The organism is Hydrogenophaga sp. (genome assembly GCF_965657535.1).
In the GTDB taxonomy this organism is placed as follows: Bacteria; Pseudomonadota; Gammaproteobacteria; order Burkholderiales; family Burkholderiaceae_C; genus Hydrogenophaga.
Map to the genome: position 1 here is coordinate 400,623 of NZ_CBFHOP010000001.1, position 15,724 is coordinate 416,346.

The window sequence follows — 15,724 nt, forward strand, 5'->3', positions numbered from 1 at the left end:
TGTTCAGATCACCAGCATGGCCCGAAAGTCATTCACGTTCGTGTGCGTTGGGCCGGTGATGACCAGATCGCCCAAACCCTTGAAAAACGGATACGCATCGTTGCGCGCCAGATGGTCTTCCAACTTCAGGCCCAGTTGTGCCGCGCGCGCCAGTGTGTCTACAGATACCCGGGCACCCGCATTGTCTTGCACCCCGTCAATGCCATCCGTGTCGGCTGCCAGCGCCCAGATGCGCGGGTGCCCTTGCAGCGCCTGGGCCAGGCCCATACAAAATTCGCCAGCCCGGCCGCCTCTGCCTTGGGGTAGACCGGGCACGCGGGTTTTGACGGTGACGGTGGTTTCGCCCCCGCTCAAGATGACGCAAGGGGTTTTGAACGCGCTGCGCCCTGCGGCCGTGCTGCGGGCCAGCGCAGCGTGCACCTTGCCCACGTCGCGCGACTCGCCCTCGATCTCGTCGCTGAGGATGTAAGCATTCAGGCCGGCGGCCCGTGCCGCAGCGGCAGCAGCCTCCAGGCTTTGCTGGGGCGTGGCGATCAGGTGCACCGGGTGGGGCAGGCCCTGGTGCTGCAGGCGCAGGTCACCCGGTTTGGGCGTTTCCAGTGTGCCGTCGTGCAGCTGCTGCAGCACGGGTGCGGGCACCTCAATCTGGTATTGGCTCAACACTTGGAGGGCTTCAGCGCAGGTGCTGGCGTCGCCCACCGTGGGGCCACTGGCGATGACGCTGACGTCGTCGCCGGGCACATCGCTGATGGCCAGCGTGACCACCCGGGCCGGGTAACAGGCCGCCGCCAGGCGGCCACCCTTGATGCGCGACAGGTGCTTGCGCACCGTGTTCATCTGGCCAATGTCGGCACCGCTGTCCAGCAAGCGCTGGTTGATCCGTTGCTTCTCGGCCAGCGCCAAGCCCTCGGCGGGCAAGCTCAGCAAGGACGAGCCGCCACCCGACATCAGGCACAGCACCAGATCGTGTTCGGTGAGCTGCGGGCCTTGTGCGCCGCTGGCCAGGGCCATGGTGCGCTCGGCAGCGTCCAGCCCCGCCGGGTCGGGCACGGGGTGTGCGGCTTCCACCACGTCAATGCACGGCACCACGCCCGGCGGGCGCGGCGGGTTGTGCCCGTAGCGGGTGACGACCAGGCCCGACAGCGGCGCACCCGGCTTGCCGTGGCGGCGGCAGTGCTCGGGCCACAGAGCCTCGACGGCCTGCGCCATGGCGCCTGCGGCTTTGCCGGCCCCCAGCACCAGCGTGCGCCCCAGGGCAGGGTCTGGAGGCACAGGCAGCCAGGCGCCGGTGTTGTGCAGCGGCATGGCCCGCTGCACCGCCACGTCGTACAGGTGCCGCAACAAGGCCAGCGGCTGGTCCAGTGGCACGCTGCGCACGGCTTCAGGCGAGCCAGGACTTGAGTGACGCGATCATTTTTTCGGCCGAAATGCCGTAGCGGTCGTGCAAGGTGGGTAGGGCACCGGCGTCCAGAAAGGCGTCGGGCAAGGCCAGCATGCGAAAACGCGCCGGTGTGACGCCTTCGCGCATCAGCAGGCTGGCCACCGACTCGCCCAGACCGCCCACGATGGAGTGGTTTTCAGCCACCACCACCACCCGCCCGGGTTTGCGCGCCTCGGCCAGGATGGTGGCCTCGTCCAGCGGCTTGATGGTGGGGCAGTGCAGCACCGCCACGTTGACCTTGTCGGCTTCGAGCTGCTTGGCCACTTCCAGCGTGCGCATGGTCATGAAACCGCTGGAGATCACCAGCACATCGGCCCCGTCGCGCAGCAGCTTGGCTTTGCCCAGCTCGAAGCGGTAGTTGTATTCGTCCAGCACCAGCGGCACGTTGCCACGCAGCAGGCGCATGTAAACCGGTCCCTGGTGGGCAGCGATCTGGGGCACTGCCTGCTCGATGTCCAGCGCATCGCAGGGGTCCACCACGGTGAGTCCGGGGATGGCGCGCATCATGGCCAGGTCTTCCGTGGCCTGGTGGCTGGGGCCGTAGCCGGTGGTCAGCCCCGGTAGCGCACAGCAGATCTTGACGTTGAGGTTTTCCTCGGCAATCACCTGGTGGATGAAGTCGTAGGCCCGGCGCGTGCCGAACACCGCGTAGGTGGTGGCAAACGGCACCAGCCCCACCTTGGCCATGCCGCCGGCCGCGCCCATGAGCAATTGCTCGGCCATGCCCATCTGGAAAAAGCGCTCGGGATAGGCCTGCCCGAAGAGGTGCAGATCGGTGTACTTGGCCAGGTCGGCCGTCATGCCCACCACCTCGGGGTGTTGTGCAGCGTACTCGACCAGCGCCTTGCCAAAGGGAGCGGCCTTCACGCGCTGCCCTTCGCTGGCAATGGAGGCGATCATGGCCGAGGTGGTCAGGCGGGGTTTCTTTTCAGTGCTTGTATTCATGGTGTCGCTCCTTGGCTTTCAGGGACGGTTGGCATCCAGCACGTCCAGGGCCTGCTGCCACTCGGGCGGGTCCACGCGGATGAAGTGGTTTTTGTCACGGCTTTCCAGAAAGGGCACCCCTTTGCCCATCAAGGTGTCGCACAGAATCACGCGGGGCTTGGCCTCGCTCAGGTTGCGAGCAGCGTCAAAAGCGCGCACCACGGCGGGCAGGTGGTTGCCGTCAACCCGCTGCACATGCCAGCCAAACGCCGCCCATTTGTCGGCCAGGGGCTCGAACCCCATCACCTGGCTGGAAGGGCCGTCGGCCTGCTGGTTGTTGATGTCGACGATGCAGATCAGGTTGCCCAGTCCGTGGTGGCTGGCGGACATGGCCGCCTCCCAAGTGGAGCCTTCGTCCAGCTCGCCGTCCGACATGGAGTTGTAGACAAACGCCGGGCTGCGCTGGTGCTGCAAACCCAGCGCCATGCCCACCGCAATGGGCAGGCCCTGGCCGAGCGAGCCGCCCGACATTTCCATGCCTGGGGTGTAGGTGGCCATGCCGGACATGGGTAGGCGGCTGTCGTCGCTGCCATAGGTTTCCAGCTCAGACTCGGGAATGGTGCCGGCTTCAATCAAGGCGGCATACAACGCGATGGCGTAGTGACCGTGCGACAGCAAAAACCGGTCGCGACCTTCCCACAGCGGATCGTCGGCACGGAAGTTCAGGGCGTGGCCATAGGCCGTGGCCAACACATCGGCATACCCCAGAGCCTGGCCCACATAACCCTGGCCCTGCACCTCGCCCATGCGCAGCGCGTAGCGGCGGATGCGCCAGGCACAGCGCGCGATTTCAGCCAATTTGTCCTGCATTTGAATACTCCTGGAATGAATGAAAGCGCGCCTCACTTGAGGATCACGGCGGGCACGTAGGAAACAAGGATCAGCACGGCAAACGCCACCACGTAGAACGGGCCCATGGCGCGCACGGTCTCGCCCACCTTGACCTGGGCCAGGGAGCTGGTGATGAACAGGGTGGTGCCCACGGGGGGCGTGTAGAGGCCAATGGCCAGGTTGACCACCATCATGATCCCGAGCTGGATCGGGTCCATGCCCACACTCACCGCCAGCGGCAGAAACACCGGGGTGAGCAGCAGCACGGCGGCGGGCAGGTCGATGAACATGCCCACGAACAACATAATGGCGTTCATCAGCAAAATCACCACCCAGTCGGCGTCCACATTGGCCGTGACCCAGGCCACCACGCCCTGGGGCAACTGGTCAAACGTGAGCAGCCAGCCGATGGAGGCCGACGCCATGATGACCAGCAGCACCACGCCCGAGGCCACACCGGCTTCGACGATGGCGGCGTGCAGGCGCTTGATGGACAGATCGCGGTACAGCAGGGCCGACACGGCGCCCGCGTACAACGTGGAGAGCACGGCCACTTCGGTCGGGGTGGCAATGCCAAAGCGCAGAAACACCACGATCAAGACCGGCAGCAGCACGGCGGGGGACGCCAGCAGCAGGTTCTTGCGCATCTCGGCGCCGGCGGCCATGGCGGTTTCGCGAGGCAGGTTTTGGCTCTTGCCGACCCACCAGCAAGCCAGCATGAAGCCGCCACACAGCATCAGACCCGGCAGGATGCCGGCAAAAAACAGGGCCGCAATGGACGTGTTGGACGTCAGAGCGAACAGGATCAGCGGAATGGATGGCGGGATGATGATGTCGATGGTGGCGGCAGACGCCAGAGAGGCTGCAGAAAACGGCATCGGGTAGCGCAGCCGGCGGTGCCACGGCATCACCAGTGAGCCAATGGCGGCGGCGTCGGCCACGGCCGAACCCGACACACCGCCAAACAGCGTGGACGACAGCACGTTCACCTGTGCCGGCCCACCATGCCAGCGCCCGACGGTGGCCGACAGCACGCCGATCAGGGCCGCGCCCAGCCTGCCACCCATCATCAGCGCGCCCGTGAGCATGAAAAACGGAATGGCGATCAAAGGAAAGCTCTGCACCTGCGCCACCATTTGCTGCACCAGCAAGTCCAGGGGCACGCGGTCGGAACTGGCGGCAGCGGCCAGCGCGGCCAGCAGCAGGGCGTGGGCAATGGGCACCGCAGCCACGGCGCCCACAATGAATACAAACAAGATCAAGGCACTCATGGGCGTCTCCGTTGTAATTTGACGAGGCTCAGCCTTGTGCCGTCGAAGGCTCGCGGTCGTCGGCATCGCGGGCTGCGTCAGGCCAGGCGCTGCGCCAGGCCGACTTCAGCGCCAGCAAGGCCAGCATCGCCATGGCGCCCATCACGCAGGCGTAGGTGACCGACGCTGGCACCTGCAAGATGGGCGATTTTTCGTCGTGGACGATCTCCAGCAAGCCGTAGGTGGCGTAGGACAGGCTCAGGTACAGACCCGCCACCGCCAACCAGCCCACCGCGCCCAGCACGCGCCGCCAGACAGGGGGGAGCGAAGCCATGAGGAAGGTGGTGGCAATGTGCGAGCCATGCAGGGCCGCCAACACCACACCCGCCATCACCAGCCAGGGGAACAGCAACTCGGGCACCTCGTTGGCCCATTGCAGGCTGGTTCCGGTGCTGTAGCGCAGCAAGGTGTTGGCCGACAAAATAAAAAAGATGACCGTGGACGTGACCCACAGCACCGCCTGGCAGATGGCCGACACAGCCTTTTCCACCACCCCGTTTGCAGCGTGCGACATGAGAAGCCTCCAAGAGCAGACACCTCCTGCGGGCGGTGTCTGCCGGGTTGTTCACCAGGGTTTACTGCGCGCGGGCCGCGGTCACCACTTGCTTGACAAACGGGCCGATGGGACTGGCTTCCCACTTGGCGACCACGCTGGCCGTGGCTTTCTGGAACGACGCTTTGTCCACGTTGTCAATCTGGACACCCTTGGCCTTGAGGTCGGCCACCAGCTTGTCGTCACTCTCCTTGGACAACTTGCGCTGCAAGGCGGTGGCCTCGGCGGCGGCCTCTTGCACCACCTTGCGGTCGGCGTCAGACAGGCGGTCCCAGGTGCGCTTGCCCATCAGGAAGGGGGTCATTTCGTATTTGTGACCGGTCAGCGAGATGTATTTCTGCACCTCGTACAGCTTGCTGGCGTGGATGTTCATCAGCGGGTTTTCCTGCCCGTCCACCACACCCTGCTGCAAGGCCACGTACAGCTCGGCAAACTTGATCTGCTGCGCCTCAGCACCCAGGCTCTGCATGATGTCCACCGTCACGGAATCGGGCGGTGTGCGCATCTTCATGCCCTTGAGGTCTTCGGCCTTGAGGAAGGGGCGCTTGCTGTTGCTCATGTGGCGGATGCCGTTGTCCCAATAGCCCAGCACCACCAGACCCTTTTCGGCCGACTTGGCCGCCAGGTCTTTGCCTACGGGACCGTCCATCAGCTTCCATGCCTGGGCCAGATCGGCAAACAGAAACGGCATGCCAAAGGCCGCGTACTCGGGCACCGTGTTGGCCAGCGCGCCCTGCGAGTTGGCCGACATGTCCAGTGCGCCCGTGCGCAGGGCAGTGACCATGGCCGCGTCGTCACCCAGCTGGCCCGACGGCGCCACCGTGACCTCGATGCGGCCACCGCTTTTCGCCTTCACCGTTTCGGCGAATTTCACCGAAGCCTCGTGGCGCGGGTTGCCTGCAGCAGCGCCGTGCCCAAGCGTAAGTTTGACGGTCGCTTGTGCGAACGCTGCGCCGCTCAGACCCAGGCTCAGGACGGCGCTGGCCAGCAAGCTGCGGCGAAGGGTGTTCAAGGGGTTCATGTTTGTCTCCTGGTTGTCATAAGGCAAATATTTGCCGGGGGTGAAAAAAATGAATGGCGGGCTTCTTCGAGCCTTGGGCCGGTCAGTGAATCAGCATGCCGCCGTTCACATCGAGCGTGACGCCGGTGCAGTACTTGGACAGGTCGCTGGCTAGAAACACCACACAGCCGGCCACGTCGTTGGGTTCGCCAATGCGGGCCAGGGGGATGCCGTCCAGGATCGTCTGGCGCTTGTCTTCGGGGATCTTTCCTTTGTTGATGTCGGTGGCGATCAGGCCCGGCGTCAAGCAATTCACGCGGATGTTATGGCCACCGAACTCCCGCGCCATGGCACGGGCCAGCCCCAGCACACCGGCCTTGGCCGCCGAATAGTGCGGGCCACCCAGAATGCCGCCGCCGCGCTGGGCTGAGACCGAGGAAATGCAGACGATGGAGCCGCTCTTCTGGGCCACCATCACCGGCAACACGGCTTGCGAGGCGTACAGCGTGCCGCGCAGGTTCACGTCCAGTATGCGGTCGTAGTCCGCGCCCGTGAGGTCCAGAAACTTCACCGGCTGGGTGATGCCGGCGTTGTTGACCAACACATCAAGGCGACCGTAGCGCGCCTGAATGGCCGCTACGGCGGCCTCGCACGAGGCTTTGTCGGTGACGTCGGCCACCAGGCCCAGGTGCTCCGCACCCAGCCGGGCCGCTGCGGCCTGTGGATCGGCCACGGCCAGATCCAGAATCACGACCCGGGCCCCCTGCTCGGCCAGCATGCGGGCCGTGGCAAAGCCCAGACCGTTGATACCGGCACCGCCTGTCACGACGGCCACTTTGTCTTTCAGCAGCATGTTTGTGTCTCCTGTTGGGTTGAATTGCGTTGTGGGATGGCGGGATTCTGAAAGCGGCGGTGCCTGAAAACAAACGATATAAACTCACGCTCAATTCAATTTTTCTCATGTTGCAGTGCAATATGTGAACAAACTTCATCCACCATGATCCCGCCCCTGAGTGCGTTGCAGGCCTTTGAAGCCATCGCCCGGCGCCGAAGCTTTTCACTGGCGGCGAACGAGTTGCACCTGACCCCGTCAGCGGTCAGCCACCAGCTGGCCAAGCTCGAAGGCTTGCTGGGCGTTCGCCTGTTCGAGCGCTCGGCGCGCGGTGTCGAACTCACCCCCGCCGGGCACAACTACCTGCAACGGGTGGGCAACGCACTGGGCGTCATCAACACGGCCACCGAAGACCTGCGCCACGGCGTGCAGGACACGCTCTACCTGCACTGCAGCCCCAGCTTTGCCAGCCTGTGGCTGATGCCGCGCATTGCCCGCTTTACCCAGCGTTATCCCGACATTTCGCTGGTGCTGTCAGCGTCGCATGTGCATTCGGACTTTCAGCTGGGGCTGGTGGACATGGACATCCGGTACGGCCTACCCAACTGGCCCAACCTGGAAGTGCAGCCCGTGCTGGCCGAAAAAGTGATGCCGCTGGCGAGCCCGGAATTCATCCGCACACACAGCCTGCACACGCCGCAGGACTTGTTGCGCGTGCCGCTGATCCAGTCCATGGTGAACGTGGCGCAATGGCCCGAGTGGTTTTCCCGCTTTGACCCGGCACACCACCCCGACCGCATGGCCCTGAAATTTGACCGCGCCATGATGAGCCTCGATGCCGCCGTCCAGTCCCTGGGCGTGGCGCTTGAGAGCGCCAGCCTGGGCCAGGCGCTGATGGCCAGCGGGCGCCTGCAAGCGGTGTTTGGCGACGAAATGAGCCTGGAAGTGCGGGGGCATTTTCTCGTGTACCCCGCACGCCACGCCGCGAGACCCGAGGTGAAGCTCTTTCTGGAATGGATCCACGAGGAAGCCAGAGCGATGGGCCCCAGCTGATCCGGGCTGCGGTCTGACGCGCGATGGTTGAACGCCTTTCATGCAACCCTGAATTTTCATCGCTTGTTTTCATCCTGTGGGCGCCAAAGAATCGCGTTTCACCCATTCCAACCCCAGGAGACACGTGCCCAACCGCCGGTTGACGCACCACACCATGAGCGCACATCCACTGCAACCGCTGGCGCACGCCATCCGCTTTCTTTCCATCGACGCCATCGTGCGGGCTGGCGAAGGCCACCAGGGCGTCCCGCTGGGCATGGCAGACATCGCCACCGCGCTGTACACCCAGCACCTGAAATTCAACCCGGCCGACCCCACCTGGTGGGACCGGGACCGCGTGGTGCTGTCCAACGGGCATGGCTCCATGCTGCTGTATGCGTTGCTCCACCTCACAGGCTATGCCCATTTCAGCCTCGACCAAGTCAAGCGCTTCCGGGAACTGGGCTCGCACTGCGAAGGCCACCCCGAGCGCCATGTGGCCGGCGGCATTGAAGTGACCACCGGCCCCCTGGGCCAGGGCATCGCCAATGCCTTTGGCATGGCGGTGGCTGAGGCGTATCTGGGCGCCCAGTTCGGCCCCGACCTGGTGAACCATTTCACCTACGCCTTTGTGGGCGATGGCTGCCTGCAGGAGGGCATTGGCCAGGAAATGATTTCGCTGGCCGGCCACTTGCGCCTGGGCAAGCTGGTGTTGCTGTGGGATGACAACCTGATCACCGACGATGGCGCGACGTCGCTGTCCATCAGTGAAGACGTGGCTGAGCGCTTCCGGGTGGCGCAATGGCATGTGCAGGCGGTGGACGGGCACGATATCGAAGCCGTGTCGGCCGCCTTGGGGGCAGCCAGGACAGACGATCGCCCGTCCCTGATCGCGTGCCGCACCATCATCGGCAAAGGCATTCCGCGGGTTCAGGGTCAGCGCGGCGGTCACAGCGCCCGGCTGTATGAGCAGGACGCGCAGGAAGCGCGCACGCTGCTGAACTGGCCTCACGAGCCCTTCACCATACCGGATGGCATACGCCAGGCATGGCTCGCCGCCGGGCAGCGCAGCGCGGGCGCCCACCAGGCCTGGACCGCGCGCCTGCAAGCCTTGCCCGAAGCGCAGCGCCAGGAATTCACCCGCGTGATGAACGGCGAATTGCCCGACAACTGGCAGCAGGTGTTGCTGCAATACAAACAACAGGCGTTGGCGGCACCGCAGGCCGCTAGCGGCATTCTTGTGTCGGCCGAGATCAACGACCTGCTGGCCTCGGTGCTCCCCGAACGCATGGTCGGCTGCGCCGATCTGGAAGCCCCCACCAGCCACAAGCGCAGCCTGAAAGCCTTCACGGCCAGCGACCGTTCAGGCGCCTACGTGCACTGCGGCGTGCGCGAGCACGTCATGGGCGCTATGGCCAATGGCATGGCCGCACACGGCGGCGTGGTGCCCTTGAGCGTGACCTACCTGGTGTTTTCCGACTACGAGCGACCGGCCATGCGCATGGCCGCGCTCATGGGCCTGCCGGTCAAATACGTGTTCAGCCACGACTCGATCGGCGTTGGTAAAAACGGGCCCACGCACCAGCCGGTGGAAGTGCTGGCGTCGCTGCGCGCCATGCCCAACATGCTGGTGATGCGGCCCGCCGACGCGGTGGAAGCGGCCGAATGCTGGGAGCTCGCCCTGGCCCACCGCAGCGGGCCAGTCAGCCTGGTGTTTGCCCGGCAAAACCTGCCGCGGGTGCGCCACCACCACACCGCCGACAACCTCTGTGCCCTTGGCGGCTATGTGCTGCAAGAGGCCACTGCCGGTGTGCGCCGGGTTACGCTCTTGTCCACCGGCTCCGAAGTGGCCCTGGCACTCAGCGCACTCGACGAACTGGAGCAAGCCGGCATCGGCACCGCTGTCGTGTCCATCCCGTGCTGGGAACTGTTTGACGCGCAAGACGCCGCCTACCGCCAGCAGGTGCTGGGCGAGGGTGTGCGCGTGGGCGTCGAAGCGGCGTGCCGCTTCGGGTGGGACGCCTACCTGGGCGCCAGGGGTGGCTTTGTCGGCATGACCGGCTTCGGCGCATCCGGGCCAGCCGAAGACCTGTACCGCCTGTTTGGCATCACCCCGCAGGCGGTGGCAGCCGAAGCCCGCCGTCTGCTGAACACCTGAGCGTTTGAGAGGAGATCACCCATGAAAATCGTGTTTCTGGACCGTGCAACGGTACCGCCCCAAACGGTGTTGCGCCAACCCGCCTTGGCCCACGAATGGACCGAGTACCCCAGCACCCGCCCCACCGAGGTGGTGGAACGCATACGCGATGCCGATATCGTGATCGTCAACAAAGTGAAGCTGCCCGCCGACGTGTTGGCCCAAGCGTCCAGACTGCGCCTGGTTGCCGTGGCCGCCACTGGCACAGACAACGTCGATCTGGCAGCCTGCCATGCGCGAGGTATTGTGGTCAGCAACATTCGCAACTACGCCACGCACACCGTGCCTGAGCACACCTTTGCGCTCATTTTCGCGCTCAGGCGCAGCATCTGCGCCTACCGCGATGCGGTGCGCGCTGGCCGGTGGCAAGAAGCCGGGCAATTCTGCTTTTTCGACCACCCCATTCGAGACCTGGCCGGGTCCACGCTGGGCGTGATCGGCGATGGAGCGCTCGGCCAGTCGGTCGCCCACATCGGGCGCGCCCTGGGCATGCGGGTGCTGATGTCGGGCCACAAGGGCCGCCAAGGCCAGGGCAGGCTGTACACCCCGTTTGAGGAGACGCTGCGCCAAGCCGACATCTTGACCCTGCACTGCCCACTCAATGCCCATACCCGGGGCATGATTTCCACCCCCGAATTTGCCCAGATGGCGCAAAAGCCCTTGCTCATCAACACCGCGCGCGGCGGTCTGGTGGACGAAAGCGCCGTCGGTGCGGCGCTGGATGCAGGGCACATTTCCGGCGCTGCGTTCGATGTCACCTCGGTCGAACCCCCACCACACAACCACCCCTTCATGCCGCTGCTGGCGCGTCCCAACTTCATCCTCACGCCGCATGTCGCCTGGGCCAGCAGCGAAGCCATTCAAACCCTGGCCGACCAGTTGATCGACAACGTGGACGCTTTCTTGAACGGGAAACCCGCCAACCAGGTGCACCCCAAAGCCATGTGACAAACAATTGAATGCCAGTCAATGGAATGCTGCGCGCTGTACCCGCCACGAAGCGCAGCATCAAAGAGTTCCTTGATGCTCCATGCCATTTCCGGTTCGGTTAAGACCCGTCGAAGGCACTCGTCCCCGAGGGTACGAATGCCCTCCAGGGGCGGTTTAAAAGACGCTCACGGCTCGCGCCGTCGCACCTGCGGCAAGTCAGCAGGCTTTGACCTCAGGGCAATGCCCCTGTGCCGTCCATTGCAGACAGCCATTCGCTTTTTGTAACTTCCTCTGCCCACTGCGTCATGGCCCTTGCTCACGCTCGGGTTGCCAGCGTGTTTCGGGACTGGCGGCGCATGGGGTCCACCGGGGTCCACGGGATACCCCTGTACGAACTGCTCGGAGCGCGCGGCTTGGCGGCACGGCTGGTCAACACCCGCTATGGCAAGCACGTCGCGGGCCGCAAGAGCGATTGCTGGAATGCCCGTGGCGGCAACAGCTCATGCGGCTGGCCCTCCTGATCTACGCCATGCTCACCCATGGTCAGGAATACACCGCCCGGGGGGCAGGACTGCTCCGAGGAGCGCTGCCGCCAGCGGGTCTTGCACAACCTTGTCCAGAAGGCCAAAGCCATGGGCAGGCAGCTCGTCCCCTCTGACAACGCCGCTTGAAAACACCATGAAAATCAATCGGTTGTCTGGTGTTTCTTGAGCGTTCGGCTTCAGAAGCGACGTCGAGTCGCACCATGCGGCTCAGCATAGCAACGCAGGGGCCGTGGCCCGAGCAAGAAAAGCGAGGGCGGCCTCCTGACGGTGCCGCCTTGGCTCGCCCCGGAGCCTGCGGGTGGCTGGGTCAGGCCTGCTGCAGCGTGTTGCGCGCAGCCAGCCGTTTGCCCACGATCAACACCAGCATTGCGCCGGCCACGGCGGCACCGTAGTGGATAGCGTCTGTCTGTTCCAGCTTGAGCATCCAGGTCCATTTTTCGGTGTTGGCAAAGGCAGGGTCAGACACCAGCATGCCGCCGGCAATCCAGCCCAGCAGCATGGCGCCGGCGGTGATGACGGCGGGGAAGCGCGCCATGAGCTTGATGACCATCTGGCTGCCCCAGACGATGATGGGAATGGAGATGAGCAGACCCAGCACCACCAGCAGCATGGCGTGTTCGCCCGAATTTTGAGCGGCGCCGGCGATGGCAATCACGTTGTCCACGCTCATCACCAAGTCGGCCACGATGATGGTCTTGATGGCGGCAAACAGCTTGTCGCTGCCCGCCACGTCGCCGTGGCCGTCTTCGTCGGGCGCGAGCAGCTTCACACCAATCCACACCAGCAGCAGCGCGCCCACGAGCTTGAGGAACGGCACATTGAGCAGCGTCATGGCAAACGCGATCAGGATCACGCGCAGCACGATGGCACCGGCCGTGCCCCAGATGATGCCTTTGGTGCGCTGTGCGGGCGGCAGCTTGCGGCACGCCAGGGCGATCACCACCGCGTTGTCGCCACCCAGCAAGATGTCGATGATGATGATCTGGCCCAGGGCAACCCAGAATTCGGGTGAGGTGAGGAAATCCATAAAGTCTTGTGTGTCGTGAGAGTGCGCAAAGTGTATCGGCGGTCACCTGTCGGCAGCTGTCAGCCTGGTAAGCAGTTTCCACACCGGCAAAGGCCTGGCGCGGCGCGGGGCGCGGTGGTGCTCGGTATCATCCGCCCCCATGGCAGGCATTCACATCTCCGACATCGAGGCCGCGATCAACTTCTGGCGTGAGCGCTCACCCTCGCCAGATGGCCTGTCGCTGGCGGTGCCTTTGCGGGCGCTGGCCGAGGTGTATGCACTGCTGGTGTACTTTCATGAAACCGAGGCCGACGAAGCCACCTTGCCCGCCGCTGCGCGCGAGGCCTGGTTGGCCTGGTTTGACAGCACGCCCGACACGCCCTGCATTGCCATTTGCTCCACCAGCCAGGGCGACGCGGTGTGCAAAGGCTGCGGCCGCACGTTTGACGAAGTGCAGCGCTGGACCGAAATGTCGCCCGGGGAAAAGCGCGTGAGCTGGCGGCGTATCACGCTGGAAGGCAGCGCCTGGCGGTTCAACCGCTACGCGGAGCGGGCGCTGTAGCTGGATTCCCCCCGCGCGCCTGCGGCGTCATGGTAGGTTACAGAGGAATGGTGTAGTTGGCCTGCGTCAAGTGGTCCACACCGCAGTCCACGGTCCCAATCCAGTCAATAAATTCTTTCACCGCAGGCCCGGCCAGGGGCGCGCCATGCTGCGGCACGATCATGTGGATGGGCAGTGTGCGTGCCATGTTGGCCCACAGGCGCAGCACCTTGTTGGACACCATGTAGCGGCGGTGAAAGGCTTCCATTTTTGGAATGTGGGCCGCCAGCGAGGTGATGGGCTGGGCCGCGTCGGCCGAGGTGCCCATGGAGACGCCCAGATCACCTGAAAACAGGATGCGGCTGACCGGGTCCCAAAACTGGAAGTTGCCCTCGGAATGCATGAAATGCGCCGGCAGCGCCACGATTTCGCTGTTGCCCAGGCGGATGCGCATGCCGGGGTCGGGAATGCCGACGATGCGGCCCTGTGTTTTGCCGGGCTTGCAAAAGTGCGGGGCAAAGCGCTCCCACAGGCGCGAAATGTAGAGCGTGGCCTGGGTGCTGGTCATCCAGCGGTCGAGCGAGGCAATGATGTCTGGGTCGGCGTGCGAGGCCAGGATCATGGACAGCTTTTGCGGCGAAAAATAGCGTCCCACCGTGAGCAGCAGCTCGTTGTAAGCCATGTTGCCGCCGGGGTCGATGATGGCGCCGGTGTCGCCATGGATCACCAGAAACTGGTTGGCCTGCACCGCTTCGCCGCCCTCGTCGCTGAGGTGGGCAAACATGAGGCACACATGCCCGTTTTGGTTGAACAGTTCGATCGCCATGGCGGTAGCTCCGGTGTTGGTCGCAGGTGAGCGACCAAAGCGAACCAACGGGATGCGGCCGCGCAGTTGGCGACTGTAGGGGCACGCGTGCAGCGGCTGCTTGCGCTATGTCAAACCGCTGGCAAACGCTGCGGGTCAGCCCGGTTTTTGGGGTTTGAAAGCGTGCGTTTTCGGCCGCTGCGCAGGCGCCGGCAGGGCCGGCGCCCGGCGATCAGACGCGTTGCGCCAGTTCGGTGGCCTTGCCGATGTAACTGCCCGGCGTCATGGCCAGCAGGCGGTCTTTTTCGGCTTGCGGAATCTCCAGGCTGCGAATCAGCGCGTGCAGCGCTTCGGCCGTCACGGTTTTGCCACGGGTGACTTCCTTGAGCTTTTCGTAGGCGCCTTGCACGCCAAAACGCCGCATCACCGTTTGAATAGGCTCGGCCAGCACTTCCCAAGAGGCGTCGAGGTCGGCCGCCAGCGCTTCTTCGTTCAGTTCCAGCTTGCCCAGGCCCACGCTGAGTGAGTGGTAGGCCAGCACCGCATAGCCCAGCGCCACCCCCATGTTGCGCAGCACAGTGGAGTCGGTCAGGTCGCGCTGCCAGCGCGAAATGGGCAGCTTCTCAGACAGGTGGCGCAGCAGCGCGTTGGCCAGGCCCAGGTTGCCTTCGGCGTTTTCAAAGTCGATCGGGTTGACCTTGTGCGGCATGGTGGATGAGCCAATTTCGCCGTCTTTCAGGCGCTGCTTGAAATAGCCCACGCTCACATAGCCCCAGATGTCGCGCGAGAGGTCGATCAGGATGGTGTTGGTGCGGGCCACCGCGTCGAACAGCTCGGCCATGTAATCGTGCGGCTCAATCTGGATGCTGTAGGGCTGAAACGTGAGGCCCAGGCCCAGTGGCTCGGCGGTTTCCACCACCTCGCGGCTGAAGGCTTCCCAGTCAAAGTCGGGCCAGGCGCTCAGGTGGGCGTTGTAGTTGCCCACGGCGCCGTTCATTTTGGCCATGAGCTTCACGCCCGCAATGCGCTCGCGGGCGGTGTTCAGGCGCATCACCACGTTGGCCAGTTCTTTGCCCACGGTGGTGGGGCTGGCGGTCTGGCCGTGGGTGCGGCTGAGCATGGGTACAGCCGCAAAGGCGTGGGCCATGTCGCGCAGCTTGGCAATCAAACCGTCCAGCGCCGGCAGCAGCACCACGTCGCGCCCGCCCTTGAGCTGCAGGGCGTGGCTGGTGTTGTTGATGTCTTCGCTGGTGCAGGCGAAGTGCACAAATTCGGCGGCCTTTTCCAGCTCGGGGCGGGCGTCAAATTTGGACTTGATCCAATACTCCACCGCCTTCACGTCGTGGTTGGTGACCTTTTCAATGTCTTTGATGGCCAATGCGTCGGCTTCGTCGAAGTTTTTCACCAGACCCATCAGGTAGGTGCGGGCGCCAGGCGAGAGCGGCTTGAACTCGTCGAACCCGGCATCGGACAGGGCGATGAACCAGGCCACTTCAACTTGCACGCGGCGGTGCATGTAGCCCTGTTCGCTCATGAAGGGGCGCAGGTTGGCCAGGCGGCCGGCGTAGCGGCCATCCAGTGGCGACAGGGCCGAAACTGGAGACAGGGCGGCAGAGGCCGGGGCGGATGAAGCGTTGGGGGTGGGGGTGGTCGGGCGCATCCGCCAATTGTAGGAGGGGCTGCATGCGCCCTGCGGTGCCGCTTGGCGGGGCGGTGC

General features: G+C 64.6%; 14 protein-coding genes. 4 read left to right on the forward strand and 10 right to left on the reverse strand.

What is annotated here, in order from left to right; all coding sequences use genetic code 11:
• Positions 1-3: 3 nt before the first annotated feature.
• The 7 genes from ACTG4K_RS01990 to ACTG4K_RS02020 form a co-directional block, all read right to left on the reverse strand.
• A complete protein-coding gene (locus tag ACTG4K_RS01990) occupies positions 4-1,377 on the reverse strand; it encodes a glycerate kinase type-2 family protein (protein WP_439112517.1) in 1,374 nt (457 codons plus the stop codon).
• A 4-nt stretch (positions 1,378-1,381) separates the two neighbouring features.
• Positions 1,382-2,386, reverse strand: a complete 1,005-nt coding sequence (locus tag ACTG4K_RS01995; RefSeq protein WP_439112518.1) for a transketolase family protein — start codon at positions 2,384-2,386, stop codon at positions 1,382-1,384.
• Positions 2,387-2,404: 18 nt separating this feature from the next.
• On the reverse strand, positions 2,405-3,235 hold the full coding sequence (locus ACTG4K_RS02000) for a transketolase (protein ID WP_439112519.1): 831 nt from the start codon (positions 3,233-3,235) through the stop codon (positions 2,405-2,407).
• Positions 3,236-3,267: 32 nt separating this feature from the next.
• Entirely contained in the window at positions 3,268-4,527 is a 1,260-nt protein-coding gene (locus ACTG4K_RS02005; RefSeq protein WP_439112520.1) for a TRAP transporter large permease, read from the reverse strand.
• A gap of 28 nt (positions 4,528-4,555) precedes the next feature.
• Positions 4,556-5,080, reverse strand: a complete 525-nt coding sequence (locus tag ACTG4K_RS02010; RefSeq protein ID WP_439112521.1) for a TRAP transporter small permease — start codon at positions 5,078-5,080, stop codon at positions 4,556-4,558.
• 61 nt (positions 5,081-5,141) lie between these two features.
• Positions 5,142-6,140, reverse strand: coding sequence for a TRAP transporter substrate-binding protein (locus ACTG4K_RS02015; RefSeq protein ID WP_439112522.1), 999 nt, complete (start codon positions 6,138-6,140; stop codon positions 5,142-5,144).
• A gap of 82 nt (positions 6,141-6,222) precedes the next feature.
• A complete protein-coding gene (locus ACTG4K_RS02020; RefSeq protein WP_439112523.1) occupies positions 6,223-6,972 on the reverse strand; it encodes an SDR family NAD(P)-dependent oxidoreductase in 750 nt (249 codons plus the stop codon).
• Between the two features lie 144 nt (positions 6,973-7,116).
• On the opposite strand from ACTG4K_RS02020, the gene ACTG4K_RS02025 reads away from it, so the two are divergent.
• The 3 genes from ACTG4K_RS02025 (at position 7,117) to ACTG4K_RS02035 (ending at position 11,128) form a co-directional block, all read left to right on the forward strand.
• Positions 7,117-8,004 (forward strand): LysR substrate-binding domain-containing protein, encoded by an 888-nt coding sequence (locus tag ACTG4K_RS02025; RefSeq protein WP_439112524.1) that lies wholly within the window; start codon positions 7,117-7,119, stop codon positions 8,002-8,004.
• A 154-nt stretch (positions 8,005-8,158) separates the two neighbouring features.
• Positions 8,159-10,141, forward strand: a complete 1,983-nt coding sequence (gene tkt / locus ACTG4K_RS02030; protein ID WP_439112525.1) for a transketolase — start codon at positions 8,159-8,161, stop codon at positions 10,139-10,141.
• Between the two features lie 21 nt (positions 10,142-10,162).
• A complete protein-coding gene (locus ACTG4K_RS02035) occupies positions 10,163-11,128 on the forward strand; it encodes a D-2-hydroxyacid dehydrogenase (RefSeq protein WP_439112526.1) in 966 nt (321 codons plus the stop codon).
• An 834-nt stretch (positions 11,129-11,962) separates the two neighbouring features.
• Here the strand turns inward: ACTG4K_RS02035 and ACTG4K_RS02040 are convergent.
• Positions 11,963-12,682, reverse strand: coding sequence for a TerC family protein (locus tag ACTG4K_RS02040; protein WP_439112527.1), 720 nt, complete (start codon positions 12,680-12,682; stop codon positions 11,963-11,965).
• Positions 12,683-12,821: 139 nt separating this feature from the next.
• Here ACTG4K_RS02040 and ACTG4K_RS02045 point away from each other — a divergent pair, with 139 nt between their 5' ends.
• On the forward strand, positions 12,822-13,223 hold the full coding sequence (locus ACTG4K_RS02045; RefSeq protein WP_439112528.1) for a DUF3717 domain-containing protein: 402 nt from the start codon (positions 12,822-12,824) through the stop codon (positions 13,221-13,223).
• Positions 13,224-13,260: 37 nt separating this feature from the next.
• On the opposite strand, the gene ACTG4K_RS02050 is transcribed toward ACTG4K_RS02045, so the two are convergent.
• Positions 13,261-14,028: an MBL fold metallo-hydrolase gene (locus tag ACTG4K_RS02050; protein ID WP_439112529.1), complete on the reverse strand. Its 768-nt coding sequence runs from the start codon at positions 14,026-14,028 to the stop codon at positions 13,261-13,263.
• 211 nt (positions 14,029-14,239) lie between these two features.
• The gene (gene purB / locus ACTG4K_RS02055; protein ID WP_439112530.1) at positions 14,240-15,667 is read right to left on the reverse strand and encodes an adenylosuccinate lyase; all 1,428 of its coding nucleotides are present in this window, start codon (positions 15,665-15,667) and stop codon (positions 14,240-14,242) included.
• Positions 15,668-15,724 lie beyond the last annotated feature (57 nt).